18 protein-coding genes are annotated in these 19,974 nt (G+C 39.6%); 14 read left to right on the forward strand and 4 right to left on the reverse strand.

Annotated elements, in window-relative coordinates:
• Position 1 precedes the first annotated feature (1 nt).
• Together BV902_RS12340 and BV902_RS12345 are read left to right on the forward strand one after the other, a co-directional pair.
• Positions 2 to 1,411 carry an alpha-L-fucosidase gene (locus BV902_RS12340; protein WP_172840672.1) on the forward strand — a complete coding sequence of 470 codons (1,410 nt, stop codon included), beginning with the start codon at positions 2 to 4 and terminating at the stop codon, positions 1,409 to 1,411.
• Positions 1,412 to 1,470: 59 nt separating this feature from the next.
• Complete coding sequence (locus BV902_RS12345) at positions 1,471 to 2,712, forward strand: glycosyl hydrolase family 28-related protein (RefSeq protein WP_075992191.1); 1,242 nt, start codon at positions 1,471 to 1,473, stop codon at positions 2,710 to 2,712.
• A 194-nt stretch (positions 2,713 to 2,906) separates the two neighbouring features.
• On the opposite strand, the gene BV902_RS12350 is transcribed toward BV902_RS12345, so the two are convergent.
• Complete coding sequence (locus BV902_RS12350) at positions 2,907 to 3,974, reverse strand: outer membrane beta-barrel protein (RefSeq protein WP_075992192.1); 1,068 nt, start codon at positions 3,972 to 3,974, stop codon at positions 2,907 to 2,909.
• A 289-nt stretch (positions 3,975 to 4,263) separates the two neighbouring features.
• Between BV902_RS12350 and BV902_RS12360 the strand changes: the two genes are divergently transcribed.
• The 11 genes from BV902_RS12360 to BV902_RS12410 all read left to right on the forward strand — a co-directional run bounded on the left by BV902_RS12360 (position 4,264) and on the right by BV902_RS12410 (position 16,761).
• A complete protein-coding gene (locus tag BV902_RS12360; protein ID WP_157626036.1) occupies positions 4,264 to 4,797 on the forward strand; it encodes a helix-hairpin-helix domain-containing protein in 534 nt (177 codons plus the stop codon).
• Positions 4,798 to 4,870: 73 nt separating this feature from the next.
• A complete protein-coding gene (locus BV902_RS12365) occupies positions 4,871 to 5,410 on the forward strand; it encodes a hypothetical protein (protein WP_157626038.1) in 540 nt (179 codons plus the stop codon).
• A gap of 132 nt (positions 5,411 to 5,542) precedes the next feature.
• Complete coding sequence (locus BV902_RS12370; protein WP_075992196.1) at positions 5,543 to 6,493, forward strand: Rpn family recombination-promoting nuclease/putative transposase; 951 nt, start codon at positions 5,543 to 5,545, stop codon at positions 6,491 to 6,493.
• A 1,012-nt stretch (positions 6,494 to 7,505) separates the two neighbouring features.
• Positions 7,506 to 10,349, forward strand: coding sequence for a PAS domain-containing hybrid sensor histidine kinase/response regulator (locus tag BV902_RS12375; RefSeq protein WP_172840673.1), 2,844 nt, complete (start codon positions 7,506 to 7,508; stop codon positions 10,347 to 10,349).
• Between the two features lie 138 nt (positions 10,350 to 10,487).
• Positions 10,488 to 11,447, forward strand: a complete 960-nt coding sequence (locus tag BV902_RS12380; protein ID WP_075992198.1) for a helix-turn-helix domain-containing protein — start codon at positions 10,488 to 10,490, stop codon at positions 11,445 to 11,447.
• Positions 11,448 to 11,537: 90 nt separating this feature from the next.
• Entirely contained in the window at positions 11,538 to 12,731 is a 1,194-nt protein-coding gene (locus BV902_RS12385; RefSeq protein ID WP_075992199.1) for an MFS transporter, read from the forward strand.
• Between the two features lie 178 nt (positions 12,732 to 12,909).
• Positions 12,910 to 13,278, forward strand: coding sequence for a nuclear transport factor 2 family protein (locus BV902_RS12390; protein WP_075992200.1), 369 nt, complete (start codon positions 12,910 to 12,912; stop codon positions 13,276 to 13,278).
• Between the two features lie 133 nt (positions 13,279 to 13,411).
• Entirely contained in the window at positions 13,412 to 14,167 is a 756-nt protein-coding gene (locus BV902_RS12395) for a helix-turn-helix domain-containing protein (RefSeq protein WP_075994746.1), read from the forward strand.
• A gap of 35 nt (positions 14,168 to 14,202) precedes the next feature.
• Positions 14,203 to 15,354, forward strand: a complete 1,152-nt coding sequence (locus tag BV902_RS12400) for an FAD-dependent oxidoreductase (protein ID WP_075992201.1) — start codon at positions 14,203 to 14,205, stop codon at positions 15,352 to 15,354.
• 355 nt (positions 15,355 to 15,709) lie between these two features.
• Positions 15,710 to 16,288: a hypothetical protein gene (locus BV902_RS12405; protein WP_075992202.1), complete on the forward strand. Its 579-nt coding sequence runs from the start codon at positions 15,710 to 15,712 to the stop codon at positions 16,286 to 16,288.
• Positions 16,288 to 16,761 (forward strand): DUF5694 domain-containing protein, encoded by a 474-nt coding sequence (locus tag BV902_RS12410; protein ID WP_075992203.1) that lies wholly within the window; start codon positions 16,288 to 16,290, stop codon positions 16,759 to 16,761. Before BV902_RS12405 ends, BV902_RS12410 begins: the two co-directional genes overlap by 1 nt.
• A 349-nt stretch (positions 16,762 to 17,110) precedes the next feature.
• On the opposite strand, the gene BV902_RS12415 is transcribed toward BV902_RS12410, so the two are convergent.
• Complete coding sequence (locus BV902_RS12415) at positions 17,111 to 18,253, reverse strand: TlpA family protein disulfide reductase (RefSeq protein ID WP_075992204.1); 1,143 nt, start codon at positions 18,251 to 18,253, stop codon at positions 17,111 to 17,113.
• A gap of 180 nt (positions 18,254 to 18,433) precedes the next feature.
• On the opposite strand from BV902_RS12415, the gene BV902_RS12420 reads away from it, so the two are divergent.
• On the forward strand, positions 18,434 to 18,607 hold the full coding sequence (locus BV902_RS12420; protein WP_157626040.1) for a hypothetical protein: 174 nt from the start codon (positions 18,434 to 18,436) through the stop codon (positions 18,605 to 18,607).
• Here BV902_RS12420 and BV902_RS12425 read toward each other — a convergent pair.
• A complete protein-coding gene (locus BV902_RS12425) occupies positions 18,604 to 19,452 on the reverse strand; it encodes an alpha/beta fold hydrolase (RefSeq protein WP_083663580.1) in 849 nt (282 codons plus the stop codon). The two genes, BV902_RS12420 and BV902_RS12425, sit on opposite strands and share 4 nt — an antisense overlap.
• Positions 19,453 to 19,494: 42 nt before the next feature.
• Positions 19,495 to 19,968, reverse strand: coding sequence for a PaaI family thioesterase (locus BV902_RS12430; RefSeq protein ID WP_075992207.1), 474 nt, complete (start codon positions 19,966 to 19,968; stop codon positions 19,495 to 19,497).
• Between the last annotated feature and the right edge of the window lie 6 nt (positions 19,969 to 19,974).

Below are 19,974 nucleotides of genomic sequence, written 5' to 3' on the forward strand. Positions count from 1 at the left end.
TATGAAGATTAAAACGATACTATTGTCGTGCTTTTTGTTGGGCTGTTCGCTATGGTCGTTCGCCCAGCAACAGCCTATGGGCAGCTCCGATAAGATGGCCTGGTGGTCAGCATCCAGATTTGGACTGTTTATTCACTGGGGCCTATATTCTCAGACTGCCGGTGACTGGAATGGCAGGCCAACACGGGGCGGCGAACATTTTATGTTATATGAAAGGATCCCACTGCAACAGTATGCGCAGATCGCCAAGGATTTTAACCCTACTGCTTTTGATGCCGATACCTGGGCAAAGGCCGCCAAGGGGGCCGGCATGAAATACATTGTCGTTACAGCAAAACATCACGATGGGTTTGCCATGTTTAATTCCCCCAGTAGCGATTATAATATTGTCCAACAGACTCCCTGGCAGCGGGACCCAATGCGGGACCTGGCTGATGCCTGCAAACGTTATGATTTAAAACTTTGCTTTTACTATTCTTTGGGGCGGGACTGGGCAGATCCGGATGTCCCTACAAATTGGCCTAGTAAGGCCGGGCGAAGCAACTTCTGGGATTATCCGAATGAAGACGCCAAAGATTTATCAAAATATATCGAGCGAAAAGTAAAACCACAATTACACGAATTATTGACACAGTATGGCCCCGTTGGTATAATATGGTTCGATACGCCCGAACTCTTTACTAAAGAACAAAGCACAGAAATCCAACAGTTCATTCATGATTTACAGCCCAATTGCATCATCAATAGTCGTATCGGCAATCAGCTGGGCGACTACGAAGTCGTTGAGCAATCCCTAATGAATAAAGCAAAGGGCAAATGGGAGGCCTGCATCACAATGAGTCGCAATTGGGGTTTTAATAAGCATGATACAGTCTGGAAAAGTCCCGAAATATTGGTTAGAAATCTTGTGGAAGTTGTTAGTAAAGGTGGAAATCTGCTGCTGAATATCGGCCCGAAAGGGGATGGTACCTTTCCTGTGGAAAGTATGGCCCGATTACGGAGTATCGGAGATTGGATGAACCTTAATGCAGAGGCAATATACGGGGCAGGCGAATGGAAAATACAAAGCGAAGGAAAGCAATTACATGAGGAGGAAACCGAGATTGCGGGGCAACAAACGATCAAAGATGCCGAAAATGATGCAACCTCAAAAGAAATTGTGTCCGACATCCGTTTTACGACAAAGGATGGCTTTGTTTATGTGTTTGTACGAAGTCCAAAAACCGACTTTGCAGCGGTAAAAAGTCTGGCGGCAGGTCAGGCGCGAATAGCGAAAATTACGCTATTGGGAAGCAAGCAGAAAATCAAATGGAAACAGGACGCTACAGCATTACATCTTCCTGTTCCTTCGGCGACAGGCGGAGAGATACCTGTTTATGTTTTCAAGGTAACACTTGTTGGCCAGTCATAAGTCTATATAACACTATCCATAAAAGGAAAAAAAGGATATTCACAACCAAATTATAACAGATGAAAAAGATCATTTTCAGTTTTGCGGTACTCGGTCTGCTGCTAAATTCTTGTTCCAGCCCATTGGACGGACTCGATTCCACAACAGTGACCAATGTCTCCTTATACGGTAGTTCTGTAGCAAACGGCAGTATGTCCGGCTCTGGCCTGATTTCTGCCGGGATGACACTGGCAGAAATCAATGCTGTAATCGAACAGGCAAGTGCCGGCGATACCGTGTGGGTGGAAGCCGGTACTTATCTTATTGATGGTGCCCTGTTGATGAAGCCCGGTATTACGCTTATGAAAAGCGGAAATACAAACCCCATATTCGATGCCCGGGCATCGGACAGTCAGCTGCTTCGGCAGACCTACAGTGCGGCCAATGTTGCTGGCTGTACATTCTCAGGTATTACATTTTGGAATCTGACCTTCTACATCAATAATGCGTCTGACGTTACTTTTAAATGGTGTATTTTTGACTATGGTATTAAAAAAGCAGGTAGCAACAAATCGAATGATCTGCATGATGCTTACATTCGCCTGATCGGCACGGATAAAGCGACCGTTTCAAACTGTGTATTCTCCAGGAGGCAGGGAAACAGTGGAAGAGGGGTGTGGAACGGGTCGGGCAGTACAAATTCAAAGGTTATTGACAATACCTTTGGCAATGCCGGCACAACGGGCTACTTTATCACGGCGATCAATGATAATTCTCAAAGCAATAGCCTGATCAGTGGCAATACCATTTTACGCAATGTATCTTTCAATAATGAAGATGCCAATACCGATCATGGTATTTATGCGCATAGTTTTAACGGTCTGACGATACAGAACAATGTGATCAAAGGCTGGCCGGCGAATGGAAGCGGTGGTGCTATTAAAGCTCGGAACGGGCAGAACTTGGCTATCCTCAACAATGAATTCCATACTTCGGGGATTTTACTGTATATCTATATTGAACCTTCCTCGTACCAGTATCTTAAAAATGTACAGGTCACGAACAACAAGATTTACCTAGATTCATTGATCGGAGGCATGTATGGTGGAATCGGCTATTGGCGGCAGAGCGGCGTTACCGGGCAGGAAGAGTCAATTCTGATATCCGGCAACGAGATGCCAAATGGAGCAATTAGTATTTCGGGATCCAATGGCTTTAGTAGCGCGCAGTTTAATCTATCGGGTGGTGGGGTGTTCAACAATGATCTACACCTGCCTTTTCTTTCGCTTGCGGCAGGTGTAAGTCAATCGGGTAATTACTAACGCCAATAGCGACATCTTTGTACCATCGTAATTTACGGGAATCGCCTCCTTAGGATATTCTTTGACCTCGTAGTCTTGTTCCATTTTTTTAGTATAAATCCAGTACGTTTTAGCAGGGATCGCCTGGCTTATGGTTAATATTACCAAAACTGAAATAATATTTTAGTGTGAAAATGAGAGAGTTTACTTATCTTCTACTTATTACTATTTTTTCCAAACATACGTGGATAGTAAGCTAATGATAGCATGAAAAATCTTCCCATAGCATTTGTGCGCTGCTGTGATAAAGTATTTGCGATGTTCTTAACAGTAAAAAGTCTATTTTGGTTGAGAATATCATTACCAGAAAGGGAAGCCTCAAGATTGTTCTTTTTTAGCATTCTATAACTTACTTTAATATTGAAAATTGAATAATGTTGATTATCACCATAAAACTTATTATCGTAATAAGCGAAGTTGGAAATAAAGGAGAGCTGCCTGCTTACATTTATAAGAGTATTACCCTCGATCTTATGCCATTCACTTTTTATCTTTTCTGAATCATTATTCTGTCTGCTGGAGAGGTTCTTGTAAGTATAATTCAGCCCTAGATAAAAGATATCCAAATGACTAAATAGAGTATTAAATTCTATTCCCATCGAAGAATTTAAACTTTTTTCAAAGCTCTGCTGCCCTGCGATATATAATATATAAAAAGGAACCTCTGAGGCACTCCAGTACCCTTCCATTTTGAACTGGAGTTGATCCTTCTTAAATTTTATTGCCCTTGCCAAATTACCCCTAAATATAATTGATCTATTGCGATCTACATTTGTCGGTCTGATAATAGTGCGTCCGCTTGAATCAAACAGCATACTATATGAAATGTAGTTTTTGGTCATATTCATGCCAGTAGATAATCCATAAGAGAACGGGTTTTTATTGAGTCTCTTCTGTTTAAAATCCAGTAGAATCTCATTTTTTCGTGAAGGTTTAAGTTCTGGATTACCCAAATAAAGTGAATATATTTGGGTAGTATCGACGACGGGGAATAATTGATCTGTAGTAGGGAAATCGAAGCTTCGGTTATACTTCAAATCAAGTACATTTTCAAATTCGCCAAACTGTAGATTTCTATAATTAAAGGATATCTCCGGACTGAACAGTGTAAAGTAACGGTCAAAGTTTTGAAAATTACGATCTGATCTATTTCTCACATCATAAATATTGTACTTGGCTGCAGCTACGATCTTTGCCGTTTTCTGGTATCTGTCGCTCAACATTTTTAAGTATGTCGTTTCAAAACTTAAGCCGGCTATTCAGTTGATTATCCGTTCGTTACGATCATAAGATAGATCGTTGCTTTTTGATTCATGCCCAATTGAATCAATATCAAAAACTGTATTTCCTACTTTTCGATTAATGATGTTCAAATCACTGGTTAGAAACAAGTACTTATCAAAACCAGGAGTAGCCAATAGATTCCAAAAATTCCCCCATTTGCCAGCCAACCTTTGATTGGTTTCTTTTATAAAATATGGTATACGACGATTGGCAAAAAAATTTGATAATGTGTCAATTGAAGAAAAGAATATGTTGCTAATGAAGATCGCCAATGCCTATGGCGGACTCGATATGGCCGATGCCGATGTGCTCCGACGAATGATGTCGGGCAAATATCGCAGCAAAGACCACCTGATCGAAATTGAGGATAAGTTCTTTTCCAACTGTAAGGCGAAGGGCTACCCCGAAAAGATTAGCCGCGAGATCTGGCGGCAGATGGAAAGCTTTGCCGGTTATTCCTTTAACAAGGCGCATTCAGCATCTTTTGCCGTAGAGAGTTATCAGAGTCTTTTCCTCAAGACCTACTATCCTTTGGAGTTTATGGTTGCGGTGCTCAACAATTATGGCGGGTTTTACAATCGTAAGGTCTATGTCAATGAAGCACGAATTTCAGGGGGCAATATCTGCCTGCCCTGTGTCAATCAGTCGGGCTTTAATACCTCCATTCAGGATAAGGATATTTACCTGGGTTTTGACTGCCTGCTCAATTTAGAAGGTAAACTGGCTCATCGTATTATTGAGGAGCGTGAAGCCAATGGCTAGTACACGAGTCTAGGAAACTTTGTCAAACGGACACAGACGGGTATTGAGCAGGTCGTTATTTTGATTCGTGTGGGTGCCTTGCGTTTTACAGGGACGGGGGAAAAAGCAATTGCTGTGGCCAGCTCACCTGATGATGAGCAAGCATAAGCCTGTGGCAGCAGGTATGGCGCTCTTTGAGACCGAAAGTCGCAAGCCTATTCTTCCCCCTTTGGAAGAAGATATCTTGGAGGATTATTACGACGAGATGGAGCTGATTGGCTTTTGCGTAACGGGTACGCTATTCGAACTTACCAAAAGCGATTATCGGGGCGATATGCCTGCCAGGGAACTTCATCTGCACGAAGGGAAAATAATCCGCGTTGTGGGGGATTTTGTCTGTGAGAAATTTGTGAAGACCAAGCGTGGCGACCTGATGAAATTCGGAACCTTCCTTGATGCCGAGGGACGCTTTTTTGATACCGTCCATTTCCCGCAGAGCCTAGCCAAATATCCACTCCGTGGAGCAGGAGTCTATTTGGTTGAAGGCAAAGTTGTTCTGGAATACGGTTGCCCTTCCGTTGAGGTGATCCGCTGTGGCAAGATGCCGCTAAAACCCGATCCGAGGAGTGAATAGGACGAAAATGATCTTCATCGGGGAACTTGTTTTAATTCATATACATACTAACATTTTAATACTAAAAATATTAGTATTAAAATGTTTTTTTTCTTATATTTGTATTGTTAACCAATTTAAAAACAATGTATTATGAATGAGTTGAAACAGTCGAAATATATCGATATTACAACAGATTATGGATTTAAAAAAGTTTTCGGATCAGATACCAATAAAGATCTTCTGATCGCTTTCTTAAACGAACTGTTTAGAGGACGCAAGATTATTGCCGACCTGTATTATAACAAAAATGAGCATGTCGGGGATACAGAGGATATCGGTACCGTTATTTTTGATCTGACCTGTACGGCAGACAATGGCGAACGTTTTATTATTGAAGTGCAGCGCACGGCGCAGGATAATTTGAAAAAGCGCATGCTTTATTACAGCAGTAAATTGATAGCGGATCAGGCACCCAAAGGCAACCGAAGGGCTTGGAATTATGCAATTAGTGAAGTTTATATCATTGTACTGATGGATGGATTTGCAATGCCTGATGCGGGGGATGAGCAGTATTTTCTGCACGATATTTGTTTATGTTATCGAGATCATGGTAAAATATTTTATGACGATCTAGGCTTTATATATGTGGAATTGGTTAACTTTGTTAAAGCTGAGGCAGAGTTAGTTAATGATTTAGATCGTTGGCTTTATGTACTCAAAAATATGTCTTCGCTAAATGGACTTTCCACTTATTTGCGTAAGCCTATTTTTGAGAAGTTATTTCAGTTAGCAGAGTATAGCAAACTAAAACCGGAGGAACGAGAGATGTACAACGTAAGTTTAAGGAATAAATGGGATGCCGAGAGTATCCGAAGTAGTCAGGAGGAGCAATTGAAACGAGCGCGCGAAAAAGCAATGGCTGAGGGAAAAGCTGAAGGAAAAGCTGAAGGAAAAGCCGAAGGGAAAGCCGAAGGGAAGGCGGAAGTAATAAAAAATCTTTTGTCTTCGAATAAGTTTTCGATATCGGAGATAGCCGAATTAGCGGACGTCACTGTAGAGTTTGTAAAGCAGATCGAGGCAGAGAAGGCTAAAGGAAAATAAAACAGATTACAATATAAGATTTTAAGGTCACTTGGATACTGTCTAAGTGGCCTTTTTCTTTTTTATAGGTTAAGTTGGTCTTAGACAATACCATTTTGAATAAGCTCTCATTTAAATAAAATAATTGTGAAGCAGGGAATACGAACTCAACTTTTTTATAAAAAGATCAAACGAAGGCGAACTAACCATTGTTATAAGAGTACTTTCATAAATTAGGTTAATAACAGGTAGTAAAAACCTTGAGATCCCCTCCTCAAGGTTTTTTTATTTTTTTCAAACGAGTAAGACATTACAATTGTTTCTTATACGAAAAATGAGAAGATTGCTTTTGCTGGCTTGATTTGCACTTGTTAGGCCAGCATTTTTTGAAACCGACTACCCATTATTGGGATCATAACTATATATATCAGGGCTGGTTTATTCCGGCCTTTTTTGTGCCGACACAATCAGTATCATAGGGCTTTTGAGTTCGTCTGCCATTCAGGCAACATATGGTTAACCATCTCCATGTTAGGCTGTGGTCCAGTAACTAAGTTGATCGCAAAGTTATGGGCCAGCAGGGTTGTAAGGTATGTGGTAAGTGTCCTATGTTATTTTATTACATTGTTTTGTAAAAAGTGTGTTTCCCGCCTTGCTTCTCCAAAGTAATGGTCTACGGGCCAGTACAACTTGTTTGCGGCTGCATCGTAGATTCAGTCTTGGTCGGGTCTAGTAGTGAATATCGGATACTCAACAGAAAACACAAAACTGCCGCCCGGCTTTAGCCAACGGTTGATATGTATGCGGAGCAGATCAAAGTCTTTGATGTAATGGAATATAAGGGAACAGATGACGCATGATTCCGCGTATGCCTAGTTCTCCAAAATATTTTAATTTGAATTAATTCTTTTTTTATTAAAAAACTATTCAAATAAAATTGTTGTTTTGTTATAAACTTTAAATTTCTATAGCATATTACAACTTTATGCATAATCAAAAGTACCCCAAAAACGATAACAGTTACCACCTCATCATGGATAATGATTATAAGTTAGTAGCTGCCATGATTAAGAAAGATCTTTTTGGAGTGCTCCTTAAAGCGAAATTGATTTGTAATACGGAAATGGCGGTGTTGACTTTATTCGACAACAGTCAAAATTTTGTGCAGACCTATTTTCATGATGTCGATGGAAATATAAGTATCGATAAAGTATTTTTGGACTATGTGTTTGATGACAACGGCACGCTAGAATTTCCAGACCTTAGCAATGAATTTCCTTCGCAGCGCAATTCAGTGATTTTCCAGAATTTTGGAATACTGTATTATTATGAAGCACCACTCATCAATCACGAAGGAAAAATAGTTGGTTTTTTAAGCGTTATGGATAGTAGCTCAAACAAGCTTTCTGATAATCAACAGACTCTTTTTTCATTATTGTGCACAGAAGTTCTTGGCTTACTTCAAGAGAAAAACCAGCACCTCCAGTTAACTAGTAAATTGGAATATGCGAAATCTACACTAGACATGACCAGTCAGGTGGCCAGAGTGGGGAGCTGGGAGTATGATTTAGTTGATGATTATATCGATTGGTCTGAAATGACAAAGATTATTCATGGGGTTCCAAAGGATTATCGTCCAACTATTAAAACAGCAATTGAGTTTTATAAAAATCCTCAACATAGGATTAAAATTGTTCAGGCTATCAATAGTGCAATCGCTACAGGAGCTTCATGGGATCTTGAATTAGAAATTGATACCTATCAGGGTACAAACTTGTGGGTTAGAGCACTAGGGAAAGCAACTTTTGAAAAAGGGAAGTGCGTTCGACTATATGGCACTTTTCAGGATATTGATAAACGTAAACGTTCTGAGGCGGAATCGATTCGTTCTAAGAAATTGCTCGAAAATGTGTTGAATGCCACTACTGCAGTCGCTATCATAGCAACTGACGCAGAAGGGTTGATAACACTTTTCAACCGGGGCGCAGAAAATTTATTAGGGTATAAAGGTAATGAAGTGATCGGTAAAATTACGCCGACATTATTTCATAGCAGTAGGGAAGTTAAAGATCGAGCGAAGGAACTTGAAAGTAAATTTGGGTATCCGATTAGTGAATTTAGGGTGTTTGTCGAGATGGCAGAGCGCTACGGATCCGAGCAAAGAGAATGGACTTATATAAAAAAAGATTTTACGCGACTTTACGTATCTTTAGCAGTCACTGCAATGCGCGATATTTCTGGTCAGATTATAGGTTATCTTGGCATTGCCACAGACATCACGAAGATTGTTCTTCAAAGAGAAGAATTAGAGAAAGCTAAAAAGCTTGCTGATCAGGGGAGCGTGGCAAAGTCAGAGTTTCTCGCTAATATGAGTCATGAAATTCGTACACCTCTTAACGGAATTATAGGTTTTACGGATTTGATGAGTCGAACAAAACTAGACGATACACAAAAAGAATATGTTTCTATTGTCGATCAGTCTGCTAATCTTCTTTTGAGCATCATAAACGATATACTTGATTTTTCTAAAATTGAAGCCGGCAAATTGGAGCTTTCGATTGAAAAAAATGATTTGTATGAGATGTTTGCTCAGGTTACAAGTTTGATTGACTTTCAGTGGAAGGCCAAGAAATTGGATTTTCGGGTAAATTTATCAGAATCGCTACCGCATTATGTTTGGGTTGACTCACTTCGACTCAAACAGGTGCTCATGAATCTTCTAAGTAATGCAATAAAGTTTACGGACAAGGGAAGTGTTGAACTACATGTCGATGTACTATCCTCGGACGAAAACTCCACCACGCTGCGCTTCAGTGTAACGGACAGCGGAATAGGTATTAAACCAGAAAAACAGCAAAAAATATTTGAAGCATTTTCTCAAGAAGATGCTTCAATAAGCAAGAGATTTGGCGGAACAGGGCTTGGACTTAGTATTTCAAATCAATTGCTAAAAATGATGGATAGTAAACTAAAATTGGAGAGCGAATATGGGAAAGGGAGTCAATTTTATTTTGAAATAACATTAAGGTCGCAAAAGGGGGATGTGTATGAATGGAAACTTTTAGAATCCTTAAAGGTTATGATAGTTGCCCGACAAGATGCCGATCGAGCTAATATTGCATTGATGTTGTATTTGAAGAAAGTTAATGTCTCGTTGGCCGATAACGGATTTGAAGTTCTTCAAATGTTGGCCAAAGGTGAGCGGTATGATGCGATTATTATTGATAATGATCTACCTATAATGAACGGTATCGATACGATAAAAAAAATTAGGGAAAAGTCACTCTACAAAGGAGTTGGACAGCCCGTAGTTTTAATGTTATCCGTCCTTGAGACCAACCCAGCCCGTATTGCTGAAAGCAGCCATATTATTCATTGTATTAATAAACCAGTTAAAGTAGATCAACTGTATTCAACATTAGTTGCTGCATTACAGCAGGATGAAGAAACGATCAAATATGCCGAAAAAGAAACGGCCTTTTTGGAAAGAAAATACAAGATTTTAATTATTGAAGACAACAAATTTAATATGTTGCTTACTAGAACCATTGTACAGAATGTTCTTCCCAATGTGGAAATCATAGAGGCGGTCGATGGGGTAATGGGATTTGAATTGTTCAAGGAGAATAGGCCTGATTTGGTCTTCATGGATATACAGATGCCTGAAATGAATGGTTATGAGTTAACTGGATTGATTAGAAGAAATGAAGAGGGGAGGATACATACGCCAATTATAGCATTGACAGCCAGTAATATTAAGGACGAAAAGGAAAGGTGCATTTCGTGTGGAATGGATGATTTTGCTGTGAAGCCTTTTGTTAAAGAAACATTGCTGGAGCTTTTGAAAAAATGGTTGATAAATGACAGCAATAACTAGGTATGAAAGACTTGTATATGATTTAGTTAATAATCGCGATTCGGGTTAACGAGGTTTAAACTTTTCGCTAAGTCAAAGTTGATAATTTCTTTATTTTATAGCGCGCTATTGGCTAAATTTGATAGATTTCTTTAATGCATGAAAAACAAAAAGACACAGGCTTTAATTCCATGGCTCGATACCATTAGTCAATTTTTCGATACTTTTAGGATTGGCACACCTGTGAATGATTTATTTAACGTCATGCGGATTGAAGACCAGGCAAAAGGCAAATTGCTTTTCATGCCGCTTTTCCGAGGTAATTTTTTTCGTATTTTAATCTGCAAGACACAGGGGCCCAGATTCCTGCTTCCTGACGAAACCATCTATACTTCAGCTAACAGTATTTACTTCGCATATCCCGGTAAAATGGAAAGCTGGCAGCGTGAGGAAACGATTTATGGCTATCTCATTTGTTTTACGTCCGAATTTGCTGGAATAGACCCTCTAAAACCCAAATTTGAAAAAGATTACCCATTTTTTATGCGTGGGGCCAATTCACTTCTGAGGCTTTCGCAGCAAGATATGGACAAGGTATCGCATACAGCCGAAACGCTGCTTCTTGAAATGAAATCGGGACAGGAGGATAATTTTGAAATGATGCAAACTTTATTAAAGGTATTGCTTATCCAAATCCGTCGTCTGTATTATAAAGATAAGGAGGTAAAAACTCCTTTTCAGTTAAAACAGGCCTCCCTGATGGTCAAGTTTAGAAAAGTGCTCGATGCTTATGCTATTGACGCCCCCGATATACGAAAAGAAGGAAGGCCAACGGTTCGAAAAATCGCAGATGAACTGAATCTCACAGCTAGCCATTTGAATTTTTTAGTAAAAAAATATACCGGGCACACGGCGTTGTTTCATATTAATGAAAAGCTAGTGCTGGAAGCAAAAAGTCTTTTAACACACACCGATCTGCAGGTGTCAGAAATAGCTGATCTATTACAATTTAATGAAGCAAATTATTTTAACCGGTTTTTTAAAAAGATGACGGGTCTAACTCCTACAGCATACCGTCAAGACGCTTTGCAACTTATGAAAAGTCCACTTACTATTTAAATCGATAAAAAGTCCAATTATCGCCTCAATCCGTATAAGTCTTCTGCGGCGAACATTCTTGAAATTTGTATCATTTAACAAATAATAGAAATGTACAAATTAATTACAAATGACAGAACGGCCACAGACGTATCTATGTTTCCGGTTTATATTCTTTCTTTGGCAACTTTCATTGTTTTTTTTCAGGGATTCATGGTCGCGCCATTGCTTCCACTGCTATCCGAACAGTTTGGTACGACTACCCGGCATGTGAGTTTTATTGAACCATCTTACCTGCTCGGCTATGGATTGTTTACATTGGTATATGCGCCTCTAAGTGATCGCTTTGGCAGGTTCCGGATAATTACGCTGTGCCTAGTCATCTTTTCCGTATTGACATTACTGACCGCTTACGCCCATGGAATTAACCAGATGATTTTCCTTCGTTTGCTGACCGGCATCGGTGCCGCCGGTATTGCCCCCACAACCATTAGCTGGATCAGCGATCGGTACCCGTACGAAAAACGGGGGCACGCGCTTGGGATATTCTTTGGTAACATGGCAGGTGGCACAGCTTTCGGATCCAGCGCAGGCGCTTTGATCACATCGCTGGTCGGTTGGCAATGGCTTTTTATTGGCGTTGCGAGCATCGCGCTGCTTATTTTGCTGCTGATTGTCATGTATCAAAAGGACATATTTAAAGCAAATGAGATGATCCGTGGAGTTAAGGAGAACATTTTCCTCGTCTTCTGTAATATCCTGTCGAGCGGAAGAGCTAGGCATACCTATTTCTATGTTTTGTTTAACGGGATGTTCCATGGTGGTATTTTTGCCTGGCTGGCTTATTTTTTCTATAGAAACTATGGCCTCGACGAATTACAGATTGGGCTAGCCTTGTTGGGGTATGGTATTCCGGGCCTATTATTAGGTCCACTACTCGGAAAGCTTGCGGACCACTATGGAAGACAGAGAATAATACCTTTAGGTTTATTTTTGGGGGCACTTACCGTATTGCTGCTCAGCCAAAATCTAAATCTTGCAGCATCCTGTGTTTTAGTGGCTTTACTTTCACTCGGATTTGACCTCTCGCATCCTTTGTTTGCTGCTATTGTCACCACATTCAGTGCGCAAAAAGGAGCGGCGACAGGACTTTTTGCATTCTTTCTTTTCTCGGGTTATGGCCTTGGGAGCCTTTTACTGAGCCTGATTATCAATATCGGTCTGGAAAGCGCATTCCAGGTGTTCGGCGGGTGCCTTTTACTGGCAGCGATTTGCGCGATATTTGTTTTTAGGAAAGAGAAGTAGTTACTTAAATGCTGATCTCTGTAGTTCGTCATAGCATTGAATATATCTTATTTCATCGTTTAAAACAACTTGTTCCCCTGAGTGGTTTTATGAACGTAGCGGCGTATCATACTGATCACTATAACATTTAAAACGTGTGGACCGACAAAAATTGATGATTCAAAACAACTAGCTGAAAATGAAAAATATAACGATTTTACACACAGCCAATGAATTTATTGCCAAAGGAGATTATGAAAGCTTCTTAGCTTATTGTACTGCAGAGACGAAATGGGTTTTTATAGGTGAGCGTATTCTCCATGGGAAAGAAGAAGTTCGCGCTTATTTGAAAGAGTTCTATCAGGAACCGCCGGTTTTTGATGTGGAAAAATCTATTGAGGAAGGTGATTTTGTTATGGTGACCGGAGAAATTCGGTTGAGAAATAAGGACGGAAAATATGATCATTTCGATTATTGCGACATTTGGCGATTCGAAGATGGAAAAATGGCAGAGCTTAAAGCATTTGTCATTGAAAAACAAGGATTGCCGCTACCCTCATCCGAATAGGCTTAGTGTTTGATCTATTTCATATTTGATTATATAATAATCCTTAATTTTGATTGGAGGTGTGGGACTTTTAACCTGATGTGCCGTAATAAATTTTGAGAGGAAGGTTATGGCTTATAAACGGACTAAAACAATGGAAAATGAATTAAAATACCAAGCAATAAAACCTGACAAGTCGTTAGCGGATTTTGTTGAAAGCTTTTGGCTTTTACAAAACCAATCGGATTGTAATAGAGAGGTTGTAGTATTGCCAGACGGAAGAGTTGATCTATTTTTCACGCAATCTGCAACAGAGTCTTTCCACGTGACGCTTTTGGGTATCCAAACTCAGCCGGGGAAGGCTATCATTGCGCCTTTGCGACAGACTTACGCCATCAGTTTTAACCCGCTTGCAGTCCAATCTGTTTTTCAGACCAACATCGTCAACTTGGTGGATAGGGCAACTCTCTTGCCTCCCAATTTTTGGAACTTTAGTGCCGACGACCTGAATAACTTTGATTCGTTCTGTGCGAAAGCGACAAATAAAATACAGTCGCTTTTGCCGCTTGAAGTTGACAACAGGAAACGGACACTGTTCGACCTCATTTATGCATCAAACGGGGCGATTACAATTAAAGAACTTGCCGCGCAATCGTTTTGGAGTCGGCAACAAATCAACCGTTATTTCGATCAGCAGTTTGGACTTACGGCAAAAGCATATTGCAATATTATCCGCTTCCGTGCTTCCTTTCAGCATATCAAAGAAGGCAAATTGTTTCCACAACAAAACTTTGCCGATCAATCCCATTTTATTAAAGAAGTCAAGAAACTTGCTGGTGTTTCACCAAAAGAACTGTTGAAGAACCAAAATGAGCGTTTTATACAATTTTCAACGCTCAGGCCCACGTAATTTTGTTCAGTCAAAAAAAATAAATTTTACTGGATATGAAATTACAAGACAAGAAAGTTGCAGTTGTTGGCGGTGGTCCTGGCGGACTCACATTAGCCAAACTCTTACAATTAAAAGGAGTAAATGTAACCGTATATGAACGTGATAGCAATAAAGAAGTTCGCCAGCAGGGAGCCACACTGGATCTGCACGAAGAAAGTGGTTTGGAAGCTCTTCGAAGAGCAAATTTGATGAACGAATTTAAAGCTAGTTTTCGACCCGACGCGGGACGTTTAAGGGTGTTGGACGAGCAGGCCATTATCAAAATGGATGAGCACGAGCTTCAAGATAAGGATCAGGAAGATCGCCCTGAAATTGATCGTGCCCCTTTGCGTGATATTTTAATAAACGCACTGCATGAAGATACCATTGTTTGGGACAGTCAGTTTATTTCAATGGTAAAACAGGATCATGGCTGGCTGCTGCATTTCAAAAACGGAAAATCTTTTTACGCTGACCTTGTCATTGCAGCCGACGGTGCAAACTCAAAAATTCGCCCTTACCTAACCGATATTAAGCCGATTTATTCTGCCGTTACAATTGTTGAAGGAAATATCTACGAGGCCGAAAAAAACACACCGAAACTTTGGGAAATAACAAAAGGCGGAAAAGTCTTTGCGCTTGGAAACGGACAATCCATTATTTTAAGTGCAAAAGGAGAGGGCAGTTTATCGTTTTATACCGGTTGTAAAGTTCCCGAAAATTGGACGCAGGAAAGTGGCATTGACTTTAATAACAAGCAACAGGTTTTTGATTGGTTTAAAGTCGCGTTCTCCTACTGGAGCGAAAAATGGCATGAACTTTTTGCAAGTAATGAAATGTGGTTTATGCCGCGACCACAATACCACTTTCCGTTAGACCAGACTTGGACAACATTATCAAACTTGACCATGCTTGGTGACGCAGCTCATCGTATGCCGCCATATGCCGGTGAGGGTGTAAACCAGGCGATGCAGGATGCTTTTGAATTGGCCGAGAATCTGACATGCGACCATTTTCCGGATATTCAGACTGCAATTTCAAATTACGAAAGACAAATGCAGGCAAGGGCGGCAGCAATAACAAAAGATACGTTGCAAAACACTGAAATATTGCACGCTGAAGACGGACTTGATAATTTGCTAGCGATGTTTACCGAGCGGAGGTAAACATCGCTCTGCCATTTCGTAACAAAAACCACGATTAATCCAGTGGATAAGCAAGTTCCTAATGGTCAATACCCCGGATTGGCAAGAAGCTAACTTCGTGTTGACGGGTAACGCCAAATCGGCTCAGCTGCTTAGAAAAGTCATTAAACAAAAAACCAATGGCATGTTTTTTTACACGGCTACTGGTTAGCGGGTAAAAAAGGATTATAGGCCGATGCGGTTAAACTATACGTATTTATTTGTATTTTTAATTCTGTAGATGGCATAAGTGCTTGTAAGCTAATTTGTAAACCGTAATGCCAAGTGTGTAGCTGAATAAGGAAACATCCAATAACGAAACAAGAAGGCACAAAATATGAAGTATATCTTTTATTTATTTTTCTTAATCTCGATCAACGCAAAAGCACAGGATATTGAGGTTTTATTAATCGGTGTTTCCCATGATTATAGTAAATATCCTACCCAGGATTTTTCCAGCATCCATCATAAAATTAGAAAATTTAAGCCTGACGCCTTTTTTGGCGAGTTCCTGAGTAGCGAAGACGAGCGGTTGCTGATGGATTATTGGTGCAAACAACCGAATATAAACCGGCTAAACAAACTTAAGAACAATCGACCTATAAAAGAGGTATTACTGCAGCATACTATTGACAGCTTGAAGAAACGATCCAATCAGCAACCCAATGATTATCGTGTAAAAGTCGATTTAGCGCATGCCTATTATCTTGATCAAGATGTGGCAAATGGGCATTATCAATTTTGGCAAGTTTATAATTTCCTGCGGCATCAACCTAATGCTGAAATAGAACATGATATCGAAAAATTGCTTAGCCCTGGGGCAGATACCACTGGACGAAGTATGAGAAGGCTAAAAACTTCTGAGTATGCCTATATCGCCTTCCCGATGATGCAGGAGCTAGGCATCGAGGACTGATGGCTATGGATTGCCAGGACTATGATCTGAATTGGCAAGCATCGTGGGGAGCATTTGACGCGAAATTTGTCTTGTTCAGGAAAGATATGGCCGATTCCTCTAAAAATCAGTTAAAATCAGCCTTGATAGCTATTAACAAGGGTTTTGAGAAATATGCTCATGTCGAAGAGTCTTCAAATAGGGTAACGGAATGGTTGAATACGGATGAGGCCGCGGAGATTTCCGCCTCGGGAGATTTTTACTTGCCTGTTCTATATAATATGAATGGATTTCCCAAAGAAGAAATGCTGTCAAAAATACATTGGTGGATTATGAGAAATGAGGGCATGTGCCATAATGTTGTCAACAGGGCTAAGGTAGTAGGGGCGAAAAGAGTTGTAGTCCTAGCTGGGGCCAATCATCGAAAGTACATGCAGGACATTTTCAAGACGATGCCTGCTGTAAAAGTGAGCAACATCAATGAAGTTGACTAGTAGAAAAAAGAATAGGCTGGTATAGCGAAAAGGAAATCGACGAGAGCAGCACCATATTTAAGCAGCACCATTTTAATTTGTATTCTCTTTAATCCGCAAGAACTCTCATGAGCGGACTCTTCGAGCATCGCGCAGTGAAGGGCCGGATAAGGAGAGTGTGTTATTTTATTAGTTTTAGGGAATAGATCTTAGTACTACAATCGATATTTGTGTTAATGAAAACTTATAAAAGCATGAAGATATGAAAGCAAATATCATCAAGAGACCTTAAAAATATAAAAGACCTTCACGTGCACAACTTCAAGAAACCAACTGACCTATAGTTCGTCAGGCGGATACCATAGTATAGTTACAACGTATTTAATATGTCACGAAGTTGATCAATTTTAAAATTGGATCGGACAACCCTGTTTTCCTTTGTATTAACGATGACATAGCGTGGAAATGAATATATACCCAATTCCTTTTGAAGGTTGGGGTAATCTCTGTTCTCAAAAATGTAGTTTTCATAGGTATAAGGATGTTTTTCCAAATACTGCTTCCATGTTGTAAATTTGTCATTAACAGCTATGCCTAAAAATTTAAATTTTCCATTATCCTTATATTCATTCACGATGCGCTGTAGCTCAGGGTGCTGAGCTATACAGGGGCCGCACCATGTACCCCAAAAATCAATAACTAGGTATTCAGTACTATCGTAAAGTTCCCTGATATATTTTTTTTCTCCACGCGAGTTTATTATGGTAAAATTGGGGACAGGTACATTTTCTTTTGGTTTATATAATGTAACCATATCCTGATATTTTTTTAAAACCCGTTCACTGTCAAAATATGGAGAGTTTTCTTTCTTCAGCAGCTGAATGAGCTGATAAATCGAATCTTTATGTTGGAATACAGTACTAGAATTGTAAAAAGATAAGCTAGGGTATTCCAATAGAAATGTGAGATGCTCTTCGCTGAGCTTATTTGCCGAATATTTTGTAAAAATTTTCAGGAATTCGGTCATTCTATTGTTATCACCCTTAATCTGTTCCTCTAAAACTGGAATATTGGTTAAATCGAGCGTTTTTGCTGTGGTTTCAAATTCAGTAAATTGTTTGTTCAAATCGCTTCCATATACTTTTAATTGATGTGTGTTTATATTTATATCCATCGTTAGATCATTGGAATCAATAATAAAAGAATACAAGAAGTTTGGTGGGAAAATCTGGTGTCTACGGAAAAAACTGGAGAAATCCTCTCGGTTTGTGAATACACTGTCTGATAGGGCTAGTTGCGCAAAATTGAAATGACCTTTATCAAGAATCTTGTTTATTACAAACTCGCAAGTTCCACTTTTAACTTCCGTTTTAAAGACATCATTATTAATTAATACGTAACTATATGCTGGCAAGGTATCCGCATAGACTTTAAATTTTAAACGAATGTTTTGGCCATAATTATTGCTGATTGCCAAAAAGGTGAAAATGAGAACGAATAGGAACTTGGTCATAATTTCTTGTTTAAATTGAAGTTAAAGACAAAATATGAAAAATAGTGATAATAAGTGCTCTTTTTAATGTATCTATCCAGATTCTTCTAAAGAATTTGCAATCGTAAGGAAAGCATTAAGTATACCTTGTTGATTTGTATCCAATTCTTTAAGGTATTTTTCCTCTGAGGAATAATGGAAATGAAAGAACAACAGATGGCTCAACGATCCAATCGTTGGTTTTATCAACAGTTTCCGCCCATTCGATGGATAGCGAAATCCATCGGAAAGGATATAGATTTCCAGGTTATCAAATGGAATCTTGAGATGACTTTAGTTTATTTGCGTATTCATCAGAGTAGTGCAATTAATTAGTGTTTTGTTTTGTTTAAAAAAGGGAATATTCGTGGTACCAATCCAGTCAAGACATGTCCCATTTCCGGGATGACTATTATGGTAAAGTCTGTCACAATATTTTGCAATCTCCTGGCAATTTTCTGGGTAGAGCGTATTACATCCTGCTCTCCGCCGATGAATAACACTGGCATAGTCAAACGACTGAGTTCGTCATCTGAAAAAATGTATTCTTTTTCTATTCTCGCCTTAAAATTGGTTTGTATTAAATCCATAAATGAAATAATCTTATTATCTACACGCTGGCTTCCCAAGACCAGTCTATTGATCCTGATACGTCCAGTTGTTCCCAAAAGGGAATAGAGGATGGCTTTTATGATAAATGTTGTTTTGGTAGGAATTATTCCTGCAGGCGTCAGCAAAATCAGCCGGTCAACTAATTCAGGATAACTTGTTGCAAATCGCAATGACAACCATCCTCCTTGCGATAATCCGACTATATTTGCCTTGTTGATATTGAGGCTGTCGAAAATCTCTTTTAGCCATTCTGCGAAATCTATTGTTTCATAAGAAGGTCTGGTTTCTGCACTCTTTCCTGCCTCTCCGATAATGTCTATTGCTATGACTTTATATTGTTTTGAATATTCGGCTATGTCGGATAACCATGACGTTGCATTAGAAGACGCGCCATGCAGTAAGATGACGATTTCTTGGTGTTGACTTCCTGCCTCCAAAAAATGGGTGTCACCAAAAGTTGTTTTCAAGACATTGGCTTTCAAATTCAATGACGAATTTGTTATTGCATCGTCGTAAGCCCGGATAATTTTGTTTTTTGCTTCAGGGCTTTTAAAGACCGTTTTATTCATGAATATTTCTGTATATAATGTTGTTGTATAATAAGAACTGCATTACCGTCCTTTCGCTTTATCACCTCTTAAAGTCATGACTGTACTCGTTACCATAGCTGCTGTTTTGCCATCACTGCGAAAAATATCGCATCGGTAATGATTTAAGTTTTTTCCATTATGCAAAGGCGATGCTTTGGCAGTAAGTATATCCTCGAAAACTGGCCGGTAAAAATTGATTTTCAATTCTACGGATGTAAAAGTTTCGCCTTCCTGAATAAGAGTCGAATGTGCGGTTCCGATGGCTGCGTCAGCCAATTCGCAAAGCAGTCCTCCGTGAATGGTTCCCTGTTGGTTACTGTGCAGTTCTTTTGTAGTATTGATCTGAACGGTCGCTGTACCTAAACCAGCCTCTATAATGTTTATGCCCAATGTTTTTGATATTGGTGTCGGGTAATGCATATGCGTATGCATATCGCCGGTAATTTCACTTTTTATCAATTTATTTAGGTAATCTAGTATTGATAGTTTTGCCATATACGG

This window comes from Sphingobacterium sp. B29, assembly GCF_001952815.1.
Taxonomy (GTDB): Bacteria; Bacteroidota; Bacteroidia; order Sphingobacteriales; family Sphingobacteriaceae; genus Sphingobacterium; species Sphingobacterium siyangense.